The sequence below is a fragment of the Streptomyces sp. NPDC002324 genome (genome assembly GCF_053593335.1).
Map to the genome: position 1 here is coordinate 20,586 of NZ_JBSFCF010000057.1, position 23,762 is coordinate 44,347.

Sequence of the window (23,762 nt, forward strand, 5' to 3'; positions counted from 1 at the left end):
GCGGCGGACCGTGTCCGAACTCCACGACCAGTGGCGCACGACCGGGGCGGCACTTCTGTCCGAGGACCTGGTGACGGCCGGGGAGTGGGAGGAGATCGCGGCGGAGGCACAGGTGTGCGCTAAAGCCGCCTTCGACAGGGTCAACGACCGCGAAGGCCTCCACCCCCGGCGCGACGGCAGCATCATCTCCCCGCAGCGCTGCCGCGCGCACCCGGGCGGCCCCGCGCTGGCGGCTCTCGCGACGTCCGCCCGGGTGCTGGACCTGGCCCGCGAGGTGACCGGGACGACAGACGTGGTCCCCGTCCGCTGGGGCCTGAAGGTGTACGGGCCGGGCGACTTCATGGCCCTGCACCGGGACGACGTGCGGTGCACCGCCACGTTCAGCACCGGCCTGATCGGCGACCTCGGCGTCATGGGCTGGGTGCCCTCACTGCGGGCGGCCGACAGCACCACCGTGATCGAGTACGCCGGACGGCACGGCCTCTTCCCCGAGGAGGAGGAGCCGCTGCCGATCCCCTACCGGCGGCTTCAGGGTTTCGACGGCTGGGGCATCCCGCACCACCGCCCGCCGTTCGAGCACGACTTCGGGGTCCTGGGCACCTTCTGCTACTGCGCCCTGTGACCGCGGGGACCGCACATCCCACACAAGGCACCACCCGATGAGGAGGACCTCATGGCGATCGACATCACCGAGACCGTGACCGTCAAGCCGACTCCGGTGTACCTGGAGGAGCTGTTCGCCACCGGCCAGATCCCGGCGCACAACGCCGGCGGCGACGCGGCCGTACCGGACGGACAGTTCAGCGACGAGACGGTCTACACGGCCACCGCCTGACCGGCTGATCCCGCGCCCCGGCCACCGGCCGGACAGTGCGATTGCCGACCGGCCGGGGCGGGAGGTCCGGAGTTGCGCCCGGGTCCCCGCCCCGGCTTCGCCGTCTGCCCACAGCCACCCTCGGAGGCATCGTGAAGGTCTTCTTCTCCGGCACCCACCGCGAACGCCCGCCCCACGACACGCTCACCGCGATCACCCCCCTGCTGCCCGAGTTCGGGATCACCCGGCTCGCCGACGTCACCGGCCTGGACGTCCTCGGCGTCCCCGTGGTGATGTCCGTCCGCCCGCTGGCCCGCACCCTGTCGGTGTCCCAGGGCAAGGGCGCCACCCTCGACCTCGCCCGGATCTCCGCCGCGATGGAGGCCATCGAACTCCACCACGCCGAGCACGCCGTCCCGGCGGCCGAACTCAGCGACGTCCCCGCCGCCCAGCTGAGACTGCCGTACCCGGTGCTCGCCCTGGAGCAGCACGCAGGCAGCCTCCTGACCGAGGACACCCCGCTGGACTGGATCACCGCCCGCCGGATCAGCGACAACGCCGCGGCCCTGGTGCCGCGCCAGGCCGTGCGGATGGGCCGCGACCTGCGCGAAGGCTGGCGCAGCCACACCCTCACCGCCTCCTCCAACGGCCTCGCCTCCGGCAACACCCGCGCGGAGGCAGACGTCCACGCCCTGTACGAGGTCATCGAACGCGACGCCACCAGCGCCCTCAGCACCGTCCCCGTCCACCAGCGGCACTACGTCGACCCCGCCACGGTCGACGAGCCTTACTGCGCAGAGCTGATCGACCGCATCCGGGCGGCCGGGGCCTGGCTGGAGATCGTGCACGCCCCCTCCCGCTTCGGCGTCCCCGCCTTCGCCGCCTATCTGTGGCACGAGGACGCGGCCGCCGCCATGGTCGTCGGCTCCGGCGCCCACGCAGATCCGGCCGTGGCCCTGTCCCGCGCCGTCACCGAGGCCGCCCAGTCCCGGCTGACGTTCATCGCGGGCACCCGCGACGACATCGTGACCTCCACCTACCTGCCCCCCGACGGCTTCGCCCGCCCCGTCACACCCGCCGCCGCCCGGCCCTGGCAACCCGCCGCCTACGGCACCACCACCCCGCACCCGACGTGCGCCGAGGAAGCCACCGCGCTCGCCGCCGCGGTGGCCGCCCACACCGGACACGAGCCGATGGCCGTCGACCTCGCCGACCGGCCCGAGTTCGCCGTCGTCAAGGTCCTGTGCCCCGGCCTGACGTACCTCGCCCGCCACGAGATCCCCCGCCACGAGGAGGCAGCCGCCGCATGATCCACGTCTACAGCGGGCCCACCATCACCCCGGCCGAAGTCACCGCCCTCTGCCCGCAGGCCGTACACCACCCCCCGATCCAGCACGGCGACCTCATCACCCTCGCCCCCACACCGGACGACATCGTGGTCATCATCGACGGCCTCTTCCACGGAGCGGCCCCGATCCGCCACAAGGAGATCCTCTCCGTCCTGGCCGACGGCGTCACCGTCGTGGGCGCCTCCTCGATGGGCGCCCTGCGCGCCGCCGAGCTGCACCCGTACGGCATGCACGGCATCGGCGAGATCTACCAGGCCTACCGGGACGGACGGATCACCGCCGACGACGCGGTCACCGTCCAACACACCCCCGACGGACAGCCACTCGGCGAACCCCTGGTCAACCTCCTGCACACCCTCAACACCGCGAGCGCAGCGGGCACCATCAGCGCGGCGGACGCCGAACGCCTCAGCACCCTGGCCCGGTCTCTGCACTACAGCCGCCGCTCCTGGACCGCCGTACGCCGCGCCGCCCGCCACGACCCCCACCTCGCCGCCGCCGTCGACGCCGTCACCGACCGCTACGCCTGCCGGTCCCGGTCGGCCGACCTCAAGCACCGCGACGCCGTCGCCGCCCTGCGGGCCGCCACCGGCTCCCTGCCCCCGCCCGCCACCAGCACCTGGGCAGGCACGCCGTGGCGGACATCGTTCCTGCGGCACTGGACCACCGCCTACACCGTCCGCGACATCGCGGGCGCCACGGTGCCCTTCCGCGCCGAACTCCAGCACCAGCAGCTCTACGACCCCGGCTTCCCCGGCCGCTGGCGGGGCCGCGTCCTGGCCTGGATCACCGGCCTGCCCGCCGGCGCCCCCGGCACCGAGGACGCCGCCCTGCGCACAGCGGCCGGGCGCGGCATCACCCTCAACACCCTCACCCCGGACCAAGCCGGGTACTGGATCACCCCAGCCGAGACCGCACAATGTGACGAACGCGAACAACTGCTGCGCCTGCTGGTCCGCTCGGCGCGCATCGACGCGGCCACCCTGGTCTGGCCCTCCACCCGCGACGAGGCGGCGGGCCTGCTCAGCCCCCGCATCGACAGCGGGCAGCACACCGCCGAAGCATGGCTCCTCAACCGCGCCATCGCCCGTTCCGGACCCGGCCGCCACGTCCACCTCCTCGACCCCGAACGGCTGCACGCCCACCTCGCCGAGACCTGGCAGAGCCCCGGAGGACCCCGGGAACTCGACGCCGCCGCCCGCGACCGGGCTTTCCCCAGCACGGATGCGGCCGTGGAAGCCGTACGGCCGTTCTACCTGCACGCGATCGGCGCCCGCCGCTTCCTGCCCGCGCCCGCCGCCGCGGCGACGGCCTGACGCACGCGGCGGGCTGGCCCGGTCAGCGGCGTACGAGGGCCTTCTCAGTGGCCTGCGGAACAGCGAGCGCGCGGATCCGGCGCAGGCACAGAGGCGCACCCGCCGCCGCCACCGTGACCGCCGCGCACACCGCGAGCCCCGGCTGAACGCCGGTGCGCCCGGCGACCGTGCCGGCCAGCAGGGCGGTGACGGGGACGGGCGCGAGCTGGGCGAGCGTGCTGATCGACGACACCCTGCCGTACAGGTGCTCGGGCACCTGCCGCTGCACGTAGGAGGTCCACACGGTCGACGCGAGAGTCTGCCCGCACCCCGCGACGACCGCCCCGGCCACGACCAGGAGCAGCCCGCCGCCCGCCGCCATGGCCGCCATGGGCGCCGCCATCGCGGCCGTCCCCGCGCACACCAGCCAACCGACCCGACGCGGCCGCCACACCAGCGCCACCGACGCCCCGCCGATCAGCCCGACCGTGAAACCGGACATCACCAGCCCCCAGCCCGGCGCCCCGCCCAGGTGCTGTTGCCCGTAGACCGGCCCGAACGTCTGATAGGAGACCAGCCAGCATGGCACCACGAGCGCGCTCTGCCCCACCATCAGCCACAGCCACCGGCGCGCGAGGAACTTCCGCCAACCCTCGGCGATCCCCCCGCGCATGCCAGGCGGACCGATCCGCACCCGCTGCACAGGCAGCCGCAGACGCGCGTAGAGCATGGCCGCGACCAGATAGGTGACCGCGTCCCAGCCGATCGCCCACGCCGGACCGAGAACGGCGACCAGCATGCCGCCGAGAGCGGGACCTCCGGCCTTGACCGTGTTCTGGGCGAGCCGCAGCAAGGCGTTCGCCTGCTGAAGTTCGTCGACCGGCACCACCTCGCGCACCACCCCGGAGGCCGCCGGACCGCTGAACGCGCTGGTGACCCCGCCGACCACGGCCAGCACGACCAGGTGCCACACCTCCGCCCGCCCCGACGCCACCAGCAATGCCGCCACCCCCTGCCCGGCCCCCGCGCCAGCGTTCGCCCATGCCAGCACCCAGGTACGGGAGACCTGGTCGGCGACGGCCCCGCCGATCAGCAGCATGAGCAGAAGCGAACCCATCTCGGCGGCGAGCACCAGGCCGAGCCCTCCGGGCCCGCCGCCGATGTGCAGCACGGCGAAGGAGAGTGCGACCGGGGAGACGGCGGTGCCGGTCCAGGACAGGACGCGTGCGGTGACGTGCCGTCGGAACAGGGGAATTCGCAGCGGCCGACAGGCCGTCACCACGCGGTGGAACAAGGACGGCACCCCACACTCGTACACCTCGCGAGGTACACTGAGGTCCCCGCGGGCCAAGCCAGCCCCGGCGGTCTCCGAGGGCACACGAAACCCTAGGGCGCCGACGGAGCCGCCCGGGCAGGTTCCGGCCGATTCCATCCGATCTCAGTTCATGGGCTACACGCGCCGGGCGTTGGCTACCCGCGCCGGGCGTTCCGCCGTGCTCTGCCGGGACTCCCCGTAACTCACCTCTTCCGCCCCGGCTGCCTCTAGCTGCCTGCCCCCGGAGGCGGCCTCGACGAACTGGTCCAGAGCCTCGGCGTACTCGTCCCGCAGGGCGCCGGGGTCGACGCCCGTCACTGCGTCAGCAGCATCTCGGCTAGCTCCGTCTCCCGCTCGGTGACCGGCCCGGCGGGCGCGGGCCCCGGATCACGGATCTCCTCCGGCCAGTAGGACAGGTGCATGCTCAGCACCCCGTGCCGGGCCGGAGTACCGCGAGGCGTTCACGCGAGGTGACGGCGGCCCTGCCACTCCCATGCTTGTAGGTGCGGCGGGCGACGGCGCCGTTGTCCTCCCACGCGCCGGTGACGGCCGGGCCGCCCGCGGTGAACCGCAGGATCGCCCGGTACAGCGTCACCGCCCCTCTCTGCCGTCCTCGGCAGCCGCGCCGGTCTTCTCGGCGAACGGGGCCGGCGAGTGCGCCACGACGTCCAGTAGCAGAGTGGGGGAGGTCTCCACCAGGTCGGGGTGGCTGCTGCTGGCCGTACTGGAGGACGAGAAGACCCGGGCCGGGCTCGGTGAGCCCCTGTCTGGAGCAGGCCGTCGACACCTTCGCCCGCTTCCTGGGAGTACCGGCCGGACGGCATGGTCTCCGACCTGCTGCAGGAACCGCCGGCCCCCACGCCGCTCCCCCCGGCAGCGCGACCTGTCCGCCGAGGAGGCCCGCGCCGCATCCGAACGTAGGTCCCGGCAGGCCCGCTTGGCACGACACGGGCGGGCCAAGTCGGTGTCCCTTTTCCATCGCCAGGCTCAGGATGAAGCCCAGCGCGAGGAGAAGGCTCGGCGCTCCGAGGAGAAGGCCAAGCGACTGCTCGCCCGCCTCCGGGCTGGCGCCGAGGAACGCGCGGGTCCCGTCCTGGACGAAGCGCATCTACGGCACCGCCTTCCGTCAGGAGCTGACAGGAGCTGAACCGCCTCATCGCCGAGGGCGACCGGCACGACGCCGATGCCGATGCCGATGCCGATGCCGAGGTGGAGACGGAGGCCCGGGAACTCGCCGCGCGGCTCGACCAGGAGAAGGCCACCGGCCAGCCCACCCGAGGGCAACGGTTCGCCGCCGAGGCCGGGGAGGTCCTCGACCAGGCGGACGCCCATGTCGCCCCCGCCCGAGAGCACCGGCAGACCGTGTTCGCCAACCCTCCGCCGGCGCAGCTGACGCCGGACCAGCCACTCAGCTCAGCGGACGTGTTTGGTTGTGAGCTGGGAGAACGTCGCTGTGAACGTCAGGGACACTGCAACTCCGCCCCGCGTGGCAACATTTGGCCCACCAATTAAGAGCAGCAGGTGAGTATCGCCAGTCCTCCAGGAACGAATCACCGGACACGTCTTTCGGCACCTGCAGGTGGGCAAAAACCCATGGCTGACGAGCACCAATAGGTCACCGGGCGAGACGTCCCTGAACGATCCTGAGGGCTTCGGGTTACGCCACGTCCACCGTTCGGCCGACAGGCGAGCCCACCCGTCGGCGCTTCCGGATAACGGGCCTGCCTGACCGTGGCCCCAGGCAAACGCGCGTTGGGGAGGCACACAACGGGCGTTTGCCCCCGTTGTGTGCCTCCCGTTCCAGCGACTCTGACCAGCGTCGTCGCCGCTTGTATACCGGCGACCGGGCGTCGTCTACACGCCATGCACTCCTCGTCGGAAGATGCGGCCACCCCAGTGAATCCGGCAGGCAACCTCCCTCAGTTGACCGACTGTTCCAGCGGTCTGACCAGCGTCGTAGCCAACCGGCCCACTGCCGACGGGCCGTCGTCTACACACCGTGCACCGTCGTCGACAGAAGCGGTCATCCTGCGGGCACCCCCCGGAGTTGACCGACTCAACACCCGCGGACCCGGAGGCGTTGACCCCCGCGCCGTCGCCGTTGTCCTCCTTGCACGACGGCCCGTCGCGACGCCCTCGTGCGACGCTGCGCCGGCCTGGCCCGTTATCCGAGAGGCGTCCAGGGCCGTTGCCGGAGACCGGTTTCAGAGCCGCGAATGTGATCCCTCCGGGGGACTGAAATCCTCGCTTTTTCGATGCGGTGAAAGTGATTTGCAGTGTCCTGCGGACTGCGGGGAAATTTTGAATCTGCTACCTGGCATCGCATGTCAGGAGGGTTCAGATTTGGTGCTCAGTATGAATTTGGTTCGCGGGAAAATTCCTGCAGTGGGAGGAATCGGCGACGCGATTTCAAATTCGGGAGCTTCCACCGAATAATTGCCAGACGTGGTATCGTGACCGCACAACCTTGAGTTGGTTGTCAACAGTCCACATGGCTGCGCCCCACGCGGCTCTATCAAGCACAACGCGGGGCGCAGGTACCACACCGGTGTCGGACTGCAGATGGGCCCGCCCTTCGCGACAGGGTAGGGCCCATCTCTGCATCTAGGTGCAGGTCACCAGATCTTCGTGCCGTACCAGACGGCCTGAAGCAAGGCCCCCGCCAACCGGGCCGCGTCAGCGGACCGGCGAAGCAGCTTCGCCCACACCGACTCCTTGTCCCCGTCCTGGGAACCGGTGCCGATGCTCACACCTACCTCCTCTCGCTGGATGAAACCAGCTGGCGTCCACCCGGCAGCCGAGGAAGTATAGGGAACAATACCATCACGAGCGGTACTCCACGGCGCACTCTAGAGGCGTTCCGCGCCTCGCTTCGGCCTAGGCCAGATTCTTTATTGCGGACGCAATGAGGATTAGGTCCCCTAACGAGGTAGCCCCAATAAGTGGCAATTAATGAAACCGCAGCTCAGGGCCCTATTCCACCATGGTGGATGCCAGTTAGTGGCATCTACACCTTGCGCTAAACGGAATGCACGACTCCGGAGGCTCCTACGTAGCCAGGCCATCGGGGGTGAAGTGCACCCCCCAGCATGGGCACTCCCTTGAGGGTCCTGCAGGGCTTCCCAGCGGCGGTGATTGGGACCACTCCAACCCCTCCACCACGTCTCGCTGAGTCCGACCTGGCCCAGCGCTACAACGTCAGCCGCGCCAGCGGTCGACCGCAGCACCTCCAGCGCCTCGTGCACCTCCAGTTCAGGGTCCCCCGCCTCCCGTGCCAGTCCCGCAGATTGGAGGGTACTCGCGGGCAGACATACGCCGCGGCGGGATCACGGTTCCTGCTCCAGTCGCGGCGCGGGCGCGGGAACCGGGCAGCAGAAAGCCCCGGCTGGACGGGGGAGGCCAGCCGGGGCCGTGGGTGGTGGCGTGCGGAGGGCGGTCGCCTCTCGGCGAAGTGCTCCATGGGGCTTCAGCCGAACGATCGTCCCCATGGGCTATAGGTGAGGCCCGGGGACGCTGTCCCCTCCGCAGCCACGTACACAAGAACAGCGAACTGCCCCTGCCTGTTCCCCCGTTGATGCCGCCAGGGCGTGTGAACTGCAGCACGCCTTGGAGGACCTGGCGCAGGAACGGAGCTGGGGCAGCCGCTACACGGACGGCTGATGCTGACGCATCAGCGAAACCCTGCCCGCCGCCAGGACGTAGTGCCGTACGTGAACCCGATCAACGAAGTGCATGTACAGGAGCCCGGGTTGGCCGTCGTCGACATCACGGCCGCCGACGCCACGACCGCGCTCGCCCTCCAGGAGGCTCTCGCCGCCCAGTGGGCGACGGCGACCGCAGACCGTGTCACGCGCGACCCGGGCCAGCCCGGTGTACGGCTGCGCTGCTACCTGGATCTGCGTCAGCCGCTCGGCTCATAGACCCCGGAGCGGGCCGTGACACCCCGTCTGCGGGACGGGATGCATCGCACGGCCGCGGAGGCGCCATGGATGACGTCCCGTCCGTCGGCATGTGCGCCGGACTCTCTGCCGGGACGCCGGCGAGACGGCCAGGAGCCCGCTCCGGCTCGAGAGGAGAACCTGAACTCCTGCACACGCAGCGCCGGGGTGCCCGGCGAGCGGGAAGGCCCGCTCGTCGGCAACCCTGGGCTCCATCTGTCACGATGCCACCTCAAACATGACCGTTTATCGGGAAAACCGCCCGCACCTGCCACCTCCATGGTTACGGTCTGTGCTCATGAGGATCCTGCACACCTCGGACTGGCACCTGGGCCGCCAGCTGCACCGAGTCCCGCTGCTCGCTGAGCAACGTGCCTTCCTGGAGCATCTGCTGGACACGGTGCGGCGAGAACACGTCGAGGCTGTCGCCGTCGCGGGCGACGTCTTCGACCGCGCCATCCCACCGCTGGACGCGATAGACCTGTTCAAATGGGTCCTCGAAGAACTCGCCGCCCTTCGGGTCCCGCTCGTCATGATCAGCGGCAACCACGACTCCCCCCGCCGACTGGGGGTCAACGCCCGTCTGATCGAGCACGCCGGGATCCATCTGCGCACCGGCGTAGAAGACTGCGCCCGTCCGGTCGTCCTGCAGGACAACCACGGACCCGTGGCGTTATACGGCCTTCCCTACCTCGAACCCGGCCTCGTCCACGCCCACTTCGGCGCAGAAGGCGCCAGCCATCATGCGGTACTCAGCGCGGCCATGGACCAGGTCCGGGCCGACCTGGCAGCCCAGCCTTCCGGCACCCGATCAGTGGTCCTCGCCCACGCGTTCGTCACCGGCGCGGACACCAGCGACAGCGAGCGCGACATCACCGCCGGCGGCGTTCCGTCAGTCTCCGCCTCAGTCTTCACCGGGGTGGACTACGTGGCGCTGGGGCACCTGCACCGCTGCCAGAAGATCAGCGAGCGCATCCGCTACAGCGGATCCCCGCTGGCCTACTCCTTTTCTGAAGCAGAGCACCCCAAGGCCATGTGGCTGGTCGACCTGGGTGCCGACGCCTCCCTCACGGCACGCAAGATCCTCTGCCCTGTCCCGCGCCGCCTGCGCCAGATGACCGGCACCCTGCAGGACCTGCTGACCAGCCCCGAGTACACCGAGTACGAAACATGCTGGCTGCACATCACCCTCACCGATCCCGACCGGCCGCACATGGCCATGGAGCGCCTGCAGCAACGCTTCCCCCACGCCTTGAAGTTGAGCTTCTCTCACGAGCGTCAGCCCGGGGGCGAGTCCTACCGCTCCCGTGTCCAGGGCCGCACCGACCACGAGATCACCCTGGGATTCCTCCACCACGTCAGCGGCATCACGGCCACCCGCGCGGAGCAGGACCTGCTGCACGAGGGCTTGGAAGGCGTCCGAACCCAAGCCGCCGCGCGAGAGGCCAACTGATGTATCTCCACCATCTGACCGTCCAGGCATTCGGCCCGTTCGCCCGCACCGAAGACGTCGACTTCGATGCCCTGACCAGCGCGGGCCTATTCCTGCTGCGCGGCGACACCGGCGCCGGAAAGACCAGCATCCTGGACGCCGTCTGCTTCGCCCTCTACGGCACCGTGCCCGGCATCCGCCCAACCCACCGGCTGCGCAGCGACCACGCCCCCGTAGACACACGCACCAAAGTCGTCCTCGAGTTCACCGCAGCCGGACGCCGCCTGAGAATCACACGGACACCCAAGCAGACCTATCCCAGCACACGCGCCAAGACCGGCACCGCCACTGCCGAAGCCACCGTCCAGCTGCACGAACAGACCGGCACCGCGGACGGCTCCGCCGCCTGGGAGCCGGTCAGCGCCAGACACGAAGACGCCAGCCGAGAGATCGAGGCGGCGCTGGGACTGTCCAAGGAACAGTTCTGCCAGGTCGTCCTCCTGCCTCAGGGAGACTTCGCGAAATTCCTGCGGGCCGACGCCAAAGACCGCGCCACCCTGCTCCGCAGGCTTTTTGACACCGGCCGATTCCAAGAGCTGCAAACCTGGCTCACCACGCGCAGCAAGACCACGAAGAAAGACCTCGACGAGGTCGCCACAGCAGTACAGCAGCTCAGCGAACGCATCGACCAAGAAGCCGGCCCAGCCCTCCAGGAAGCCGGCCCCGCCTCGGACCGACCCGCCCGCCCCGACGCCGAACACCCCACTGCTGCTCACTCCTGGGCCCAAGAGCTGCTCACCCGCGCCCGCGCTGCCCAGACCGCCGCTCTGGCAGACGAGGAGCACAGCGACGAAGCCCACCAGAGGGCCAAACAGGACCACCAGCGCGCCGTCGACCTCGACACCCACCAGCGCCAGCGCAGCCAGCTCCTCCTAAAGCGCGCCGCCCTAGACGAGAAAGCCGCCGAACACCCGCGCCTGCGTGAACTGCTCGAGAAAGGCCAACGCGCCGAAGCGCTACGCCCTTTGCTGGAGAGCCTTGAACGCAGCGCTCTTGCACTCCAAAAGGCCCAGACCGCGGAGCACACCGCTCGCACCCCGCTGCCGGCCGCCCACACCCACGCCGAGATTCCTCAGCTGCAGCTGGCCCTCGAACAACACCACGCCGAGCGAGGCCGCCTCCAAGGTCTCCTGCCCGACGAGGAACGCCACACCCAACTCGGCGCCGAGATGAGGGAGCTGAACAAGAAGGAAGAACAGGCCCAAGCCGATCACGACGAGGCCGCACAGTGGCTGGAGGAATGGCCCGCCCTGCAGACCGAGTACACCGGCCGCGTGGAGGCCATGGTCAAGGCAGCCGACCAGATCCCCCAGCTCGAGCGTGACATCCAGGCCCTGGACACACAGCTCACAGCAGCCCGCACCCGCGACAGTCTCGCCGCCCGGCTGGCCACAGCCGATGAGAGCGAGACCAAACGTGAAGCGGAGGCATTGCACGCCAAGAAGGACTGGCTCGACCTGCGCGAACGCCGCCTGGACGGCATGGCCGGTGAACTGGCCGCCGAACTCACGGACGGAGAAGCCTGCTCGGTGTGCGGCTCAGCCGTCCACCCCGCCCCGGCACAGCTTCGGCCCGACCAGCCCACGCGCGAAGACGAGGAGAAGGCCCGCACCGTCCATGAACGGGCCGAGGCCGCGCACAGCCGGGCCGCCCGCGCCCGCAGCGACCTCGCCGAGCAGCACGCACAGGCGCTCGGAACAGCCGGGTCAACCCCGCCCGACCAGCTTGAACTCCAACTTCAGGCCGCTCGCACAGCCCACCAGACCGCCTGCGACCAGGCCGGCGAACTGCCCTCCGCCCAAGACGAACTGACCCGGCTGCAACATGAGCGTGACACCCGCGCCCATCAGAGCCAGGAGGCCAAGGACCGCCTGACCGAATGCAGGACACGTCACAAAGGCCTGGCACAGCAGCAGCACACCATCGCCCTCGCCCTGGACGCCGCCCGCGGCACCGCCACCACTCTGGGCGACCGCTTGACCGAGCTCACCGGCAGCGCGGAACACCTCACAGCCGCCATCGACGCCGCGCAGACCACAGCCACCGCGGCCGACCGCCACCGCGACGCCCTCACCACCGCCGACGAAGCAGCCCAGGACGCAGGATTCCCCACACGCGAAGAAGCCGTCACCGCACTGCAACCCGCCGCACTCCTGCAACAGTGGCGAGAAGAACTCCAGCAGTGGGACAAGGACAACGCCGTTGTCACCGACACCCTGGACACCCCGCACCTACTCGAGGCTGGCGCCCAGCCCCCCGCAGACCCGCAAGCCGCCAGCCAGGCGCTCCTGCAAGCCGAAACACGCATGAAGAACACCGCAGGCGCATCCCAGCAAGCCCGAGACCGCTTCGCCGCCCTGACCGTACTCGTCGCCGATCTTGAAAACCGCCTGGCCGAACTCGAACCCCTGCAGGCCCGCTACGCTCTGGCCGACCGCCTGGCAGGCATCGCCTCGGCCACCAGCGCAGCCAACGCACTCAGCATGGAACTGGAGGCGTACGTCCTGGCCGCCCGCCTCGAAGAGATCGCCGACGCAGCCAACATCCGGCTGCAGGCCATGACCTCGGACCGCTACCTCCTCGTGCACAGCGACGAGAAGGACGCCGGCCGACGCGGCCGTCTCAAGGCAGGACTGGGCCTACGGATCCTGGACAACTGGACTGGTACGGAACGTGAGACCTCCACCCTGTCCGGCGGCGAAACCTTCACCGCGTCCCTCGCCCTGGCCCTCGGTCTGGCCGACGTGGTCACCCAGGAAGCCAGCGGCCGCCCCTTGGGAACCCTGTTCATCGACGAAGGCTTCGGCAGCCTCGACGAGCAGAACCTGCAGGATGTGATGGACGTCCTCGACCAGCTGCGCGCCGGTAACCGGGCGGTCGGGATCGTCAGCCACGTCGCCGAACTCGGACGCCGCATCCCCAGCCAGCTCAGCGTGATGAAACAACGCAACGGCTCCACACTGCGGCCGTTGGCCTCCACCGACCTATGACCCTGGCCGCCCATGCCGCACCGGGCTCGTTTCCTACGGCAGCGAGCCCCTGCCGGACCTCTTCTCACCCCGTCCACACTGGCCTGAAGCAAGCCAACAGCGAGCCTGCGGCATCAGTGCAGGGAGGATGATGGGCCGCAGAAGACCCGCCAGGCACCTCGTCACCCGCGTCCCCACGGCAGGAGAGCATGCCGAAAGCTGACATCGAACTCCGGCCCCACCAGAAGGAAGCGGTCGCCGCAGCCACTCGGACCCTGGCCCAGCACCCCCGCGCGAGCGTCATCGCGGCCTGCGGCACGGGCAAGACCCTGATCGCCGCGCGCACCACGGCCCGCGTCGCCCCACGTGGAAGGGTCCTGGTGCTGCTGCCGACGCTGGACCTGCTGTCGCAGACGATCCGGTCCTGGCGCCTGGCCGGCCGCAAGGGCACCGCCATTGCCGTGTGCTCCCAACGCCAGGCCCTCGACCACGAACCGCTCGGCGCCGACGTCCCCCTCACCACCGACCCGGGGGAACTGTCCGCTCTCATCACCGCTTCCCGGCCCGGACCGGTCACCGCCTACGCCACCTACGCCTCCCTGACCGCAGTGGTCACCGCGCACCGTGACCACCAACTGCCTCCCTGGGACCTGGTGGTCGTCGACGAGGCCCACCGCACCGCGGGCCGCCTGGGCAAGTCCTGGGCCGCAGTCCACCACGACGACCAGATCCCGGCCGCCCGCCGCCTCTACCTGACCGCCACCCCCCGCATCTGGGACCCCGACGACGCCACGGACGGCGACGGAGCAGAGGCAGTGGCCTCCATGGACGACGAACACCTTTTTGGTCCCGTCGCCTACCACCTCAACCTCTCCGACGCCATCGACCTCGGACTGCTCGCCGACTACCAGATCCTCGTCCCCGTTGTCACCGACACGGACCTGCGCGACTGGCTCGCCACCGGACCCGGAGCCGGCGTCGACGGACTACGCCTGGCCGGCCGCCAGGTCGCCGCCCTGCGCGCCATCCACGACCACCAACTGCGCCGCATCCTCACCTTCCACCACCGCGTCGCCGACGCCCGCGCCTTCGCCACCACCCTGACCGACACCGCCGCCACCCTCCCCGCCGAACTGCGGCCCCAGGGGTTGTGGGCGGACTGGATCAGCGGCAGCCACGCCCCCCAGGTCCGCCGCCGCCTCCTCCTCGAATTCACCTCCCACACCAGCCCCGACACCCCGGCCGTCCTGTCCAACGCCCGCGTCCTGGGGGAGGGCATCGACGTCCCCGACATCGACGCCGTCGTCTTCGCCGACCCCAAGAACAGCCCCGTCGACACCGTCCAGGCCGTCGGCCGCGCCCTGCGCCAAAAACCCGGCGCCGGCAAGAAGGCCACCCTCGTCGTCCCCGTCTACCTCACCCCCGACGAAGACCCCGACGACCTCCTCGGCGCCGACGCCTACACCCCCCTGTGGCGCACCATCCAAGCCCTGCGCGCCCACGACGACCGCCTCGACGCCCGCCTGTCAGACCCCCGCACCCACCGCCCCACCATGCCCGGCGAAGACCCCGAAGCCTGGCTCCGCTTCGACCGCCCCACCCAGACGGAAGAAGTCGCCCTCGCCCTCACCCTGCGCGTCCTCGCCCCCAAGAGCGCCGAATGGCGCCGCGGACTGACCGCAGCCCGCGGCTACCGCCACACCCACCACCACCTCGACGTCCCACAGGCCTACCAAGACCCCAACGGCTACCCCCTGGGGCGCTGGCTCACCTGGCAACGCCACCTCCACGCCAAGAACACCCTCGACGCCGCACGCGTCCACGCCCTCGAACGTCTCGGCATCATCTGGGACCCCCGCCAGCAGGCCTTCGACCGCGCCTTGGCCCACGCCGCCGCCTACGCCGTCCACAACGGCCACCTCGCCGCGCCCGTAGAGGAAATCCACGACGGCTTCCCCCTCGGCCGCTGGCTCGCCACCCAGCGCACCCGCGCGGAGGCGCTCACCGACCAGCGTGCCGCCGCCCTCACCTCTCTGGACCGCTGGTGGAACCCGCCCTGGCCGATCACTTGGCAGCGGACCTACCACGCCGCCCGCCAGAACCTGGAACACAACGGGACGGCTTCCGAGGAAGAGAAGTGGCTCGAGACCCAGCGCACCCGATCCGACCGCCTTCATCCCGAACAGAAGAGCCTGCTGAAGGAGCTCGGACTCGCCGACTTGCCTGCCAAGTCCGCCGCGCCGCGCGGGGAGGGCCACCTGCCTGCACGAGAGCGTGCCTTCCAACGCGGACTGGCCGCTGCACAGGCATTCCGCACGCGAGAAGGCCACCTCAATGTCCCTCAGCGCCACATCGAGGAGATCGAAGGCGACCCCGTGCGCCTGGGCCAGTGGCTGAGCAACCTGCGCCGCCGCCGCTCAGGCCTCAGCCAGCACAAACAGGCAGCACTGGCCGAACTCGGCCTGTAAACAAGGCGATTCCGCTACCTCAAAGAACGACCGGCGCCTGCAGAGGATGAGAAGTTCAAGCCAGTGGCCGGAACCGCGACCTGGTAAAGCTGCTCGGCATGCCCACACTGCACAGAAAGGAGGAACCGATCCGGCTCGGCGCATGAGGGGGCGTACATGGCGGCCAAACGCAACAGCAGAACTGCCCGCAGACTCCGCACCGTCCGGTACAAGGCAGCAGCAGGCGCGCTCGCTGCACTGATCCTGCTGGCTCTGCTGCGCCCCATGATCTGGCTGTATATCGGCTCAGCCCTTGCCGCCGTGGGAGTCGGCTGGATGGCCTGGCGGCTGTGGCGCACCAACAGGGTGCTGCGCAGCAAGGACGCCGCGTGGAGAAGACAGGACCAGATCGCGGCGGGACAGCGGACTCTGGCGGTGATCGACACCCTGTCCGGAACTCAGTTCGAGGAAGTGGTCGCAGAGTTGTGCCGCCGTGACGGTTGCACACAGGTACACACAGTCGGCGGCACCGGAGACAACGGAGCTGATGTACTCGGTCGACTGCCAGATGGCCGGAGCATGGTGATCCAGTGCAAGCGATACGCACCCCACCGAACGATCGCCAGCCGCGAAGTACGTGATCTGCTCGGAGCAAAGGTGCATTTCGCTGCCGATGTGGCCATCTTCGTCGCCACCACACGCTTCAGCCGCCAGGCCGAGGCGTTCGCTGTCAGCCATCAGATCCTCACCCTGCACCGTGACTTCTTCGGCTTGTGGAACAACGGGACACCGCTGTTGTCGCTGGCCGAAGTCAACGGACGTGGACAAGGAGGAGCCAGCCACCGATCACGCTGGAAACAGACCTACTCCAAGTGACTTCATAACGGGACTGTGAGCGGCGAGATGGAAAGTCTGAGCGAGGACCCGGACCGCCACCCGAAGCCTGCGGCCCACCCGGCTTCAAAGCCGCACCTTGCCCGCACAACCTCCTCGCGGAACTTTTCCGGGCAAGGCCTGGGTACAGCGACATCCGTCCCACCAGCCCTGCAAGACAAGCCAGATGAAAGCGCGTAGAGGTACACCTACCGGCGGGGTCGACTGCGTCGTCCTGCTGGACGGCATCGAACGCGCGTTGATGGAGATGAAGCTCGGCGACGGTGCTCACGGCGAACAGTTCGCGACGTCCTCGGCCGACGGCAACCGGGTGCCAGTGATCGCCCAGCTCGTCCAGGCTGACGAGGACACCGTCCGGGACCTGATCCATCGGTTGAACGAGATCGGCCTGGCCTGCCTGGACCCTCGATGGGCGGGAGGCCGTCCCCTCCTGCTCAGCACTGACGACGAGGACTTCGTCGTCCAGACGGCCACCACCCGCCCGGCCAAGCTCGGGCAGCCCTTCACCCACTGGGCCATCCGCAAACTGCTCACCTACCTGGGTCAGCCGGGGGCCCCGGTCGGTGGCCGGTGAGCCAGGCGGGGTCGCACAGCAGCAGGGCGTCGTCCGGTACCAGGGGCATCGAGCCGTGTGTCCGTGCGGCGTCGGCGAGGCGACCGTCGAGTCCGTCGCACGGCAGGTCGAAGAACGCGCCCTCCGCGGCGGGTTCGACCTGTCGTGGAACCGATCGGCGCCGCAACGCCGCGGCGGCGAGGAAGCGGTCCGCCTCCTGCCGTGCCTCTTGGGACAGGACGCTGAAGATCCGGACGGTCTCGCCCAAATTCTCCCAGCCGACCTGGTCGAGGAGCGCAGGCGGAACGACGACGCCGGACCCGATCGGTGCGGCAGACGCGTGCGCTGCCCGGACGCGGACGGAGAGAAGCCGCCAGGGCCCGTGCGGCAGGCCGAGGAGCATCACCGCGCGCTCGCACACCGCGTCCAGGCAGTCGAACGCCGCCGTGGAGCGCGCCCGGACCATCGCACGGGCGTCCCGCAGCCGCAGGGCTGCTCCCGAGGACGTGAGGGCATGCACTACCAGGGGACCGAGGAGCCGCAAGGCCATGCCGCGGTCGAGGACGACGGCGCCCGGGTCGTCCGTCGGCAGGTCCGCCTCCGGCTGGTGTTCCGTACCGGGGGCCGACGGGTGGTCGATCACCAACCGCGCCTGGGAGCTGTAGTCGACGGCCCGGAGCAGGAGCGCCTCGCGCAGCGTACCGGTGGTAGTCGGCCGGGGCGTGAAGTGGTCGGACAGGCCGACCAGCGTGTGCCGTTCGCTTCCCACGGCGGGATCGGGGCAGTCGCGGTTGGCCAGGAGACGCGTGACGCCCAGCTGGAGTTCACGCTGCTCGCGGTCCAAGTACCTGGGGCTGGCTCCCTCCTCCTGGCGGCGGCGGTAGGCGGCCGCGCGGGTGAGCACCGACCGGTAGAGGGTGTTGAGGTCGCTGGTGGCCCAGTAGCCGGTGAGCGTGCGCACGTGCGGGCGGAGATCCGGTGGCAGGACCGGGATCCGCCGGATGGCCACCGTGTCGAGTGGTGGGCCGTACCGACCGGAGGGGCTACGGCCGGAGGCCCGGTGCAGTAGGATCTTCACCGCCCGGCCGCCGGTGGCAGTCGAGATCTCGTATCTGCCGGGGTGCGCCGCCAACTCGTCGTCGGCCAGCAGCTGCCCGGGTCGCAGGCCCGTGGACCCGGGCTCCGTCACCACGTGTGTCATGCAGTCGGCGATCTGCCGGAGCTCGTGCTCGGTCACTCCGATGGCGCGGGCCAGCTCGGTGCAGGCCCGGCCGTGCAGGTACCAGCCGTGGACGACGGACACCGGGAGCTCGATGTGGCCGAACCGGCGGCCGCGTTCGCCGGACGGGACGGTCGCCTGCCCGCAGGCACGGCAGGTGCGCCCGGAGTCCGTGGGGTGGCGGGGTTCCCCGCACGGACAGACATCGTCCCGGAGGGGACCGAAGATCCGCTGGCAGTGGATACCGCCGGGATTCGGAAGGGTCGTGCGGAAGTTGATCCCTTCCGGGTCACGCACCTCGCCGTGCGACTGGTCCACCACGTCGTTGTCGGTCATCAGCTGGAGGCTGATGCGGTCGGCCGTCAGCGTGGGGAGGACGCGGGCGGCATGCAGCGTCGAGCCGAGGCTGCGCACGGCGTGGCTCGCGGCCTCGCCCAGGTTCGCGGGGCCGCTGGCGGGCGGGCCGAGTGGCGTGACCCCGTCCGTCTCCAGCCTCGTGGTGAGGCTCTCGCGCCAGGCCGCACAGTCACTCCGCGGGCCGTAGAGCTCCATGGCCAGGTGGCGGGCTCCGTGAGCGGTCAGCCACCGGAAGTCCGCGGGCTCGACCAGCTGGGCACCGCCGTCGCCCTGAAGGGGCTGGTGGTTCAGCAGGGAGTACCCGCCGGCGCCGCGCGCCGTCGTGTCGAGGCTCGCCAGACCTTGTGCGGACAAGCTCACCACGACCGTGCGAAGGGGCGTCCCGGGCGGTGGTGCCCAGGGGTGGTCCGGTGCGACCACGATGTCTGGCGAGGCGCCGGTGGCGGCGAGCCGCTCGAGTAGGGCTCTCCCGATCAGGCCGCACACCACGGCATCGGCGCCGTCCGCGTCGGTGAGGACATCGCCGTCCCGTACCCGGTGTTCGGTGGCCACGGTCACCGTGACCCGGGTCTGCAGCCCGTTCCCGGCGTCTGAACGGCGCCCCAACGCAGCCGGGAGCCTGTGCTTCGCCGGGAAGCCGGGATCGATCCACTGGTCCAGCACGTGTCCCGGTTGGTCTCCCGGCATGCGCAGCGACCGGTCCTCCATCATCTGACCCGGGTAGATGGCCTCCAGCAGTTTCTGCTCGGGCGTACGGGGTGTCTCCGGCCCCATGGGCGCGGCGATGCCCACCAGCAACTGGCCGGGCAGCACCAAGCAACCTGGCACGGGCAGGCCGGACTCATCGAGGCTTGACGCCTGTTCGGTGTCGACGGACGGGGGGTTTGCGGTGAGGAACGCACCGTTCGTCAGAGCGACACCGGCCTGGTGCAGCACGGGCACCGCACGATCGTCCGCTGCCGCGAAGTCCTTTGCGACCACCGCGGCCCTGCCCCGTAGTCTGGGTGACGCGGCGACAGTGCACTGGAACGTGACGGTGCCCCGGCTCACCAACTCGCCCGGACTGAGGTCGGGCACGGCGACCTTCCGTAGCCGGTTCCAGAATCCGCGGGTGTAGAGGTGAGGGCGCACGCCTTCGTGGTCGTCCCACTGCATCAGCTGGCCCAGCAGCAGGTCCGTGAACCGGTCGTATCCACTACGGTGCCTCAGCAGCGTGCGCCGCAGCATCGCCTCCAGCAGAGGGGGCTGAAACCCGGTCTGCCGGTCGTACGCGACCGTGTCCTCGAAACCGAGGAACCGGTCGCCGACCTCCGGCCGGTCCCGCTCCGCCCGGCCGCTGGCCCAGAAGACGGCAGGCGGGTCGAAGCCGACCGTCCCGTCGCGCTCGCGGACACCGATCGGCAGCGGCAGCCACATCAGCAACAGGCGCTGCTCCTCCTTGAGTTCTCCCGACTCGTCCTCGACGCGGACGTCCACGGTGAGGGGGACGAGGAAATCGTCCGGCCCCGCCCCGCCGTGCCTCACCTGCCACAGGTTGGCCAGGGTCACTCTGGTGCGGCAGTCGGGGCAGACGGCGTAACAGACGGACTCGCCGCACGAGGCACAGTCGGGGGGAGGGTGCGGGATCCGGCCGTGCCCCGCGACCTCGCCGCACGGGCAGTGGTGGTCGAACCGGCGGGCGAGCCCGGTCACCCGGCCGCAGGAGCAGGTCCACTCTCCGAGCTCGTAGCCGGCGAGCCGCAGCCGAAAGCCGTAGCGGGCCTTCGAGGCGAAGAGGCGCTTCACCACCTTGTCGAGCCCGGCGGCCGACCGCTCGTCCGGCAGCAGGTCGAGCTGCAGGAACTCGGCGTAGGCCTGGCAGTGCGCCCGCTGCGCCTCCATGCTCCCGGGCCTGGCGAACGGGTGCTGCTGGACGAGCACCACCTGCAGGTAGCGGACCAGATCGGGACTGCTCTTCAGGAAGTGGTCGCGCGCGATGCGCAGGTCGGCTCCGAGGGCGTTCGGCCCGTCGTCCATGCGTCCCACCGGACCGGTCGTCAGCCGCCGCAGACGCTGGAACTCCGGGTCGAGGAGCGTGTCGAGGAGGTCGTCGCCGCGGTTCTCGTCGGCGGCGCACCGGACGGCATTCCCGATCGAGTAGTCGGTGGGGTCCGCCCGCCAGTCGCGAGCGAGCGCGGACAGGCCGGCGTCGAGCTCGCCGCTGCTCCACAGGGCCCGCATCTCGCTGAGGAAGTCGCCCATCGACTATGCCTCCCCGTCCTGGAGCCGGCTCAGGAAATACTGCCGGAAGCGGTCGTGGCAGAAGCTGTAGCTGCGACGGTTAAGCCCGGCGAGGGGCCCGTCGAGGTACTGCACCAGCAGGAAGCGGTGGATCTCGCGGATGATCGGATCGAAGTTGTACCAGGCCAGGCCCGGGACGCCCCTGACCAGGTCACTCCCGCTAAGGGTGCCGGCCTTCAGCAGGTAGGAGAGAATCCGAAGGTGCTCCGCTTGGTGCGCGCTGCGGTACAGCTGCTCCAACTGCTGGTCGAGATAGCCTTCCAGGCCCGTGGGCATGCGCTTGACGGTCTGGCGTGTCAGCCGTCCGGTCGCGGCGTCGTCGACCAGGAACCGTATGTAGAACGGGTCGCCCGCGGAGACCCGGTACATCTCCGCGACGAAGTCCTCGTCGGCCGCCAGCGCCAGGGCTTCGCCGCCCGCCATGCCAAGCAGTTCCACAAGCGCCGCCAGGTCCAGGCCCGGAAGGGACACGCGAAGCCCCAGGTGGTCCGCCCTGAAGCCGATGTCGTCGAGGTAGGACCTCCCGTCCAGCCACCGGGCCGACAGCACGACCGTCATCCCCGGTGGCAGTCGGTGCGGAAGCAGAGGACCGAGCTCGGAGGTTTCCGCCAGCTCGTCGATGGCGTCGAGGACGACGACGGTCTGCTTCCTGGGCTGGCGGGCGAGGAGGCCGCGGAAGTGCTGCTGCAGGCTGGTGGGGTCGAGGCCCGGCACGTGCGCGGGATCCAGCTGCTCGCACAGGCAGTTCAGCACGTGGACGAGGCTGGTGGGATCGAAGCCGCTGCCGCCCCGGTACGCCTGGCTGATGAAATGATAGTGGAAATCGGGGTTCTGGTGGACGAGGTCCGCAAGGAGGGAAGTCTTACCGAAGCCTGACTTCGCCTCGACGAAGACGTAGCCGGAGCCCCGGTCCCGGATGTGCGCCGTGATCAGCGCGGTCTCGACCTGCCGTCCGGCGAAGAGATGCGTGTGCTGCCCGATGAGGTTGTCGAAGAACTCCTTCAGCTGCGGCCTGGGGGGATCGGTCTGCTCCTCCTCCGCTCGGTCATACAGCTCGTGCAGCGGCTCGACCTTCATCCTCATGGCCTTGGCGAGCGCGTCCAAGGTCTCCGACGACATCAGTTCCGGTCCGTTCAGCGCCTTGCTGACCGTGGTGCGGCCAAGGGATGCCTGGCGTGCCAGTGCGATCATCGTCATCCGCAGCTCAGCACGGCGGTTGCGAAGGAGTCGACGGAGCCGGTCCGCCGCCGAGCGGTCATCCTGCCGGTCTCGCCCCGCGTCGTTCGAATCTGCCACAGAACCCTCCGGGCCCCGGCCGCGCAGCCGACCGGGGTGTTCAGATGCGTTCACCCGAACGCCAGCGTACACACCGGGGGGCATCGTGAATTGCGGACAACGACCCACGGGAAAAGGGAGATTGAACGATGATCACACAGTTTGGCGCGGCGGTCTGGATGCTTGCGGCCGCGGTCCTCGCCGCAGTCCTGGTCGCACTTGTCGCAGCCGCCGCGGCCGGATTCCTCGCACGCTGGGACGGAGCCACGCTGCCCGGTGCCATCATCCGCGCGGGCGGCGCCTTCGCGGTCGCGCTCACCCTGCTCTGCGGCATCATCGCGCTGGGCACCGCTCTTCGGAGCTGAACGGCTCGGCCGGACGGGGCGCTGTCAGCGCGGGCGGACCATAGCGGTGAGGAGGGGGGAATCCCGGCACTGCTGGCACGGCCACAACCACGACGATGCCCCCGCCCACACCCGGTCCGAGGGAACAAGCCGATACACGTCCATCCGCGCCGTGCCGCGCCACGTCGCGAGTACTCCTCGACCAACGCGCGCTCCGTGCCGTACGGCACCTCGGTCAGCATGGTCCGCGCCGCCACGTAGCCGGCCTGCCCATCGGAGCGGATGTGCCGAAAGGCAGCCCGCTCTGTCTGCTCAGCCGTCTGTCGAACCCACGCAGGGAGCACGTCCCACCGAGTTCGAAGTATCCGTCGTCTCCGTACAGGGCCGCCAGATAGTTCATTCCCGCCTCGAAAGCATCCTCGGTCGGCTCACTGTTGTCCGTCAGGACAATCAAATCGCCCATGGCAGAGGGCAGTTCGCCCCAGGGCAACGGATCGATCATCTCGGCAGGAGTCGAAGGGCCTGCCCCCACCGGCAGACTCGACAAGAGCACCCCGTGCATACGCGACAGCTCCCGCCACGCACGAGGCTCCTCAACCCAGTTGATCCACGCTGCTCCGGCCCGCAGAGCAGCGGTAATGATCCTCTGAGCGGCAACATGTTGACTTACAGGAACAGCTCATCACCCCTCCACGCCCCACCAGTGGCATTCGGGGCTCATTCCAAACGGGCCAACAGCTTCCGGAACATACAAGCCGCCACTGACAACGCACTTCAAAACCGGCAAAGACGCCCCCCCGCGGCAGCGGGGCGCTACAGGGAACCGGACACGCCGGCAGGCGTGTCTCACGGCCCCGCTCTGCTGGCCCGTCAGGGCCAAAGCCCACACGCCCAGATACGCCAGAGGGGAACCGGATAACTGTCTAAAAAACCCTTACGACATCACGGCGCCGTAGGCGCCGAGACGCACGGTTCCCGAACCTGCCCGGCAGGGCAGGGACCGATTCACCCAGCACCCCAAAGTCATGCCGCCAGGCATGACACCTGAACACACGACAGCGGGGCCACCAGGCCCCGCCCTTCCTTCCCAGTCGGCCCGTCAGGGCCGACCCAGTCAACACACAGTCATGCCGTCAGGCATGACGACGCGTTACCTAACGGGCCGTCAGGCCCGTGGTTGGCCGCCAGGCCAACTGAAGAGCCTGGTGGCTCTTCAGAGAT

Annotated in this window: 18 protein-coding genes and 1 pseudogene; 12 read left to right on the forward strand and 7 right to left on the reverse strand. The window is 69.8% G+C overall.

The window, feature by feature from the left end:
- Window positions 1-10: 10 nt before the first annotated feature.
- From ACWCRJ_RS41360 to ACWCRJ_RS41375, 4 genes are all read left to right on the forward strand, one after another.
- On the forward strand, window positions 11-622 hold the full coding sequence (locus ACWCRJ_RS41360; RefSeq protein WP_450944135.1) for a hypothetical protein: 612 nt from the start codon (window positions 11-13) through the stop codon (window positions 620-622).
- 51 nt (window positions 623-673) lie between these two features.
- A complete protein-coding gene (locus ACWCRJ_RS41365) occupies window positions 674-835 on the forward strand; it encodes a hypothetical protein (protein ID WP_450944136.1) in 162 nt (53 codons plus the stop codon).
- 131 nt (window positions 836-966) lie between these two features.
- A complete protein-coding gene (locus ACWCRJ_RS41370; RefSeq protein ID WP_450944137.1) occupies window positions 967-2,124 on the forward strand; it encodes a YcaO-like family protein in 1,158 nt (385 codons plus the stop codon).
- Window positions 2,121-3,479: a TfuA-like protein gene (locus ACWCRJ_RS41375; RefSeq protein ID WP_450944138.1), complete on the forward strand. Its 1,359-nt coding sequence runs from the start codon at window positions 2,121-2,123 to the stop codon at window positions 3,477-3,479. Before ACWCRJ_RS41370 ends, ACWCRJ_RS41375 begins: the two co-directional genes overlap by 4 nt.
- A 22-nt stretch (window positions 3,480-3,501) precedes the next feature.
- Here ACWCRJ_RS41375 and ACWCRJ_RS41380 read toward each other — a convergent pair whose 3' ends face one another.
- The 3 genes from ACWCRJ_RS41380 to ACWCRJ_RS41390 all read right to left on the reverse strand — a co-directional run bounded on the left by ACWCRJ_RS41380 (window position 3,502) and on the right by ACWCRJ_RS41390 (window position 5,368).
- On the reverse strand, window positions 3,502-4,761 hold the full coding sequence (locus ACWCRJ_RS41380; RefSeq protein WP_450944139.1) for an MFS transporter: 1,260 nt from the start codon (window positions 4,759-4,761) through the stop codon (window positions 3,502-3,504).
- A gap of 147 nt (window positions 4,762-4,908) precedes the next feature.
- A complete protein-coding gene (locus ACWCRJ_RS41385) occupies window positions 4,909-5,091 on the reverse strand; it encodes a hypothetical protein (protein WP_450944140.1) in 183 nt (60 codons plus the stop codon).
- Between the two features lie 106 nt (window positions 5,092-5,197).
- Window positions 5,198-5,368 carry a hypothetical protein gene (locus ACWCRJ_RS41390; RefSeq protein WP_450944141.1) on the reverse strand — a complete coding sequence of 57 codons (171 nt, stop codon included), beginning with the start codon at window positions 5,366-5,368 and terminating at the stop codon, window positions 5,198-5,200.
- A gap of 614 nt (window positions 5,369-5,982) precedes the next feature.
- On the opposite strand from ACWCRJ_RS41390, the gene ACWCRJ_RS41395 reads away from it, so the two are divergent.
- On the forward strand, window positions 5,983-6,285 hold the full coding sequence (locus ACWCRJ_RS41395; RefSeq protein WP_450944142.1) for a hypothetical protein: 303 nt from the start codon (window positions 5,983-5,985) through the stop codon (window positions 6,283-6,285).
- Between the two features lie 1,103 nt (window positions 6,286-7,388).
- Here the strand turns inward: ACWCRJ_RS41395 and ACWCRJ_RS41400 are convergent.
- A complete protein-coding gene (locus ACWCRJ_RS41400; RefSeq protein WP_276205752.1) occupies window positions 7,389-7,523 on the reverse strand; it encodes a hypothetical protein in 135 nt (44 codons plus the stop codon).
- Window positions 7,524-8,483: 960 nt separating this feature from the next.
- On the opposite strand from ACWCRJ_RS41400, the gene ACWCRJ_RS41405 reads away from it, so the two are divergent.
- The 6 genes and pseudogenes from ACWCRJ_RS41405 to ACWCRJ_RS41430 form a co-directional block, all read left to right on the forward strand.
- On the forward strand, window positions 8,484-8,693 hold the full coding sequence (locus ACWCRJ_RS41405; RefSeq protein ID WP_119581024.1) for a DUF6207 family protein: 210 nt from the start codon (window positions 8,484-8,486) through the stop codon (window positions 8,691-8,693).
- 316 nt (window positions 8,694-9,009) lie between these two features.
- Entirely contained in the window at window positions 9,010-10,164 is a 1,155-nt protein-coding gene (locus tag ACWCRJ_RS41410; protein WP_450944143.1) for an exonuclease SbcCD subunit D, read from the forward strand.
- On the forward strand, window positions 10,164-13,193 hold the full coding sequence (locus tag ACWCRJ_RS41415; RefSeq protein ID WP_450944144.1) for an AAA family ATPase: 3,030 nt from the start codon (window positions 10,164-10,166) through the stop codon (window positions 13,191-13,193). The genes ACWCRJ_RS41410 and ACWCRJ_RS41415 overlap by 1 nt, the downstream gene beginning before the upstream one ends.
- A gap of 188 nt (window positions 13,194-13,381) precedes the next feature.
- Complete coding sequence (locus tag ACWCRJ_RS41420; RefSeq protein ID WP_450944145.1) at window positions 13,382-15,640, forward strand: Helicase associated domain protein; 2,259 nt, start codon at window positions 13,382-13,384, stop codon at window positions 15,638-15,640.
- 156 nt (window positions 15,641-15,796) lie between these two features.
- Window positions 15,797-16,495, forward strand: coding sequence for a restriction endonuclease (locus ACWCRJ_RS41425; protein ID WP_450944146.1), 699 nt, complete (start codon window positions 15,797-15,799; stop codon window positions 16,493-16,495).
- 307 nt (window positions 16,496-16,802) lie between these two features.
- Window positions 16,803-17,054: pseudogene (locus tag ACWCRJ_RS41430) on the forward strand (helix-turn-helix domain-containing protein); the annotation flags it as partial.
- Here the strand turns inward: ACWCRJ_RS41430 and ACWCRJ_RS41435 are convergent.
- Window positions 17,044-20,883 carry a hypothetical protein gene (locus tag ACWCRJ_RS41435; RefSeq protein WP_450944147.1) on the reverse strand — a complete coding sequence of 1,280 codons (3,840 nt, stop codon included), beginning with the start codon at window positions 20,881-20,883 and terminating at the stop codon, window positions 17,044-17,046. The pseudogene ACWCRJ_RS41430 and the gene ACWCRJ_RS41435 sit on opposite strands and share 11 nt — an antisense overlap.
- Window positions 20,884-20,886: 3 nt before the next feature.
- Complete coding sequence (locus ACWCRJ_RS41440; protein ID WP_450944148.1) at window positions 20,887-22,302, reverse strand: helix-turn-helix domain-containing protein; 1,416 nt, start codon at window positions 22,300-22,302, stop codon at window positions 20,887-20,889.
- A 44-nt stretch (window positions 22,303-22,346) separates the two neighbouring features.
- Here ACWCRJ_RS41440 and ACWCRJ_RS41445 point away from each other — a divergent pair, with 44 nt between their 5' ends.
- Window positions 22,347-22,562 carry a hypothetical protein gene (locus ACWCRJ_RS41445; protein WP_450944149.1) on the forward strand — a complete coding sequence of 72 codons (216 nt, stop codon included), beginning with the start codon at window positions 22,347-22,349 and terminating at the stop codon, window positions 22,560-22,562.
- 214 nt (window positions 22,563-22,776) lie between these two features.
- Here the strand turns inward: ACWCRJ_RS41445 and ACWCRJ_RS41450 are convergent, their stop codons facing one another.
- Window positions 22,777-23,184, reverse strand: a complete 408-nt coding sequence (locus tag ACWCRJ_RS41450) for a pPIWI_RE_Y domain-containing protein (RefSeq protein ID WP_450944152.1) — start codon at window positions 23,182-23,184, stop codon at window positions 22,777-22,779.
- Window positions 23,185-23,762: the final 578 nt, after the last annotated feature.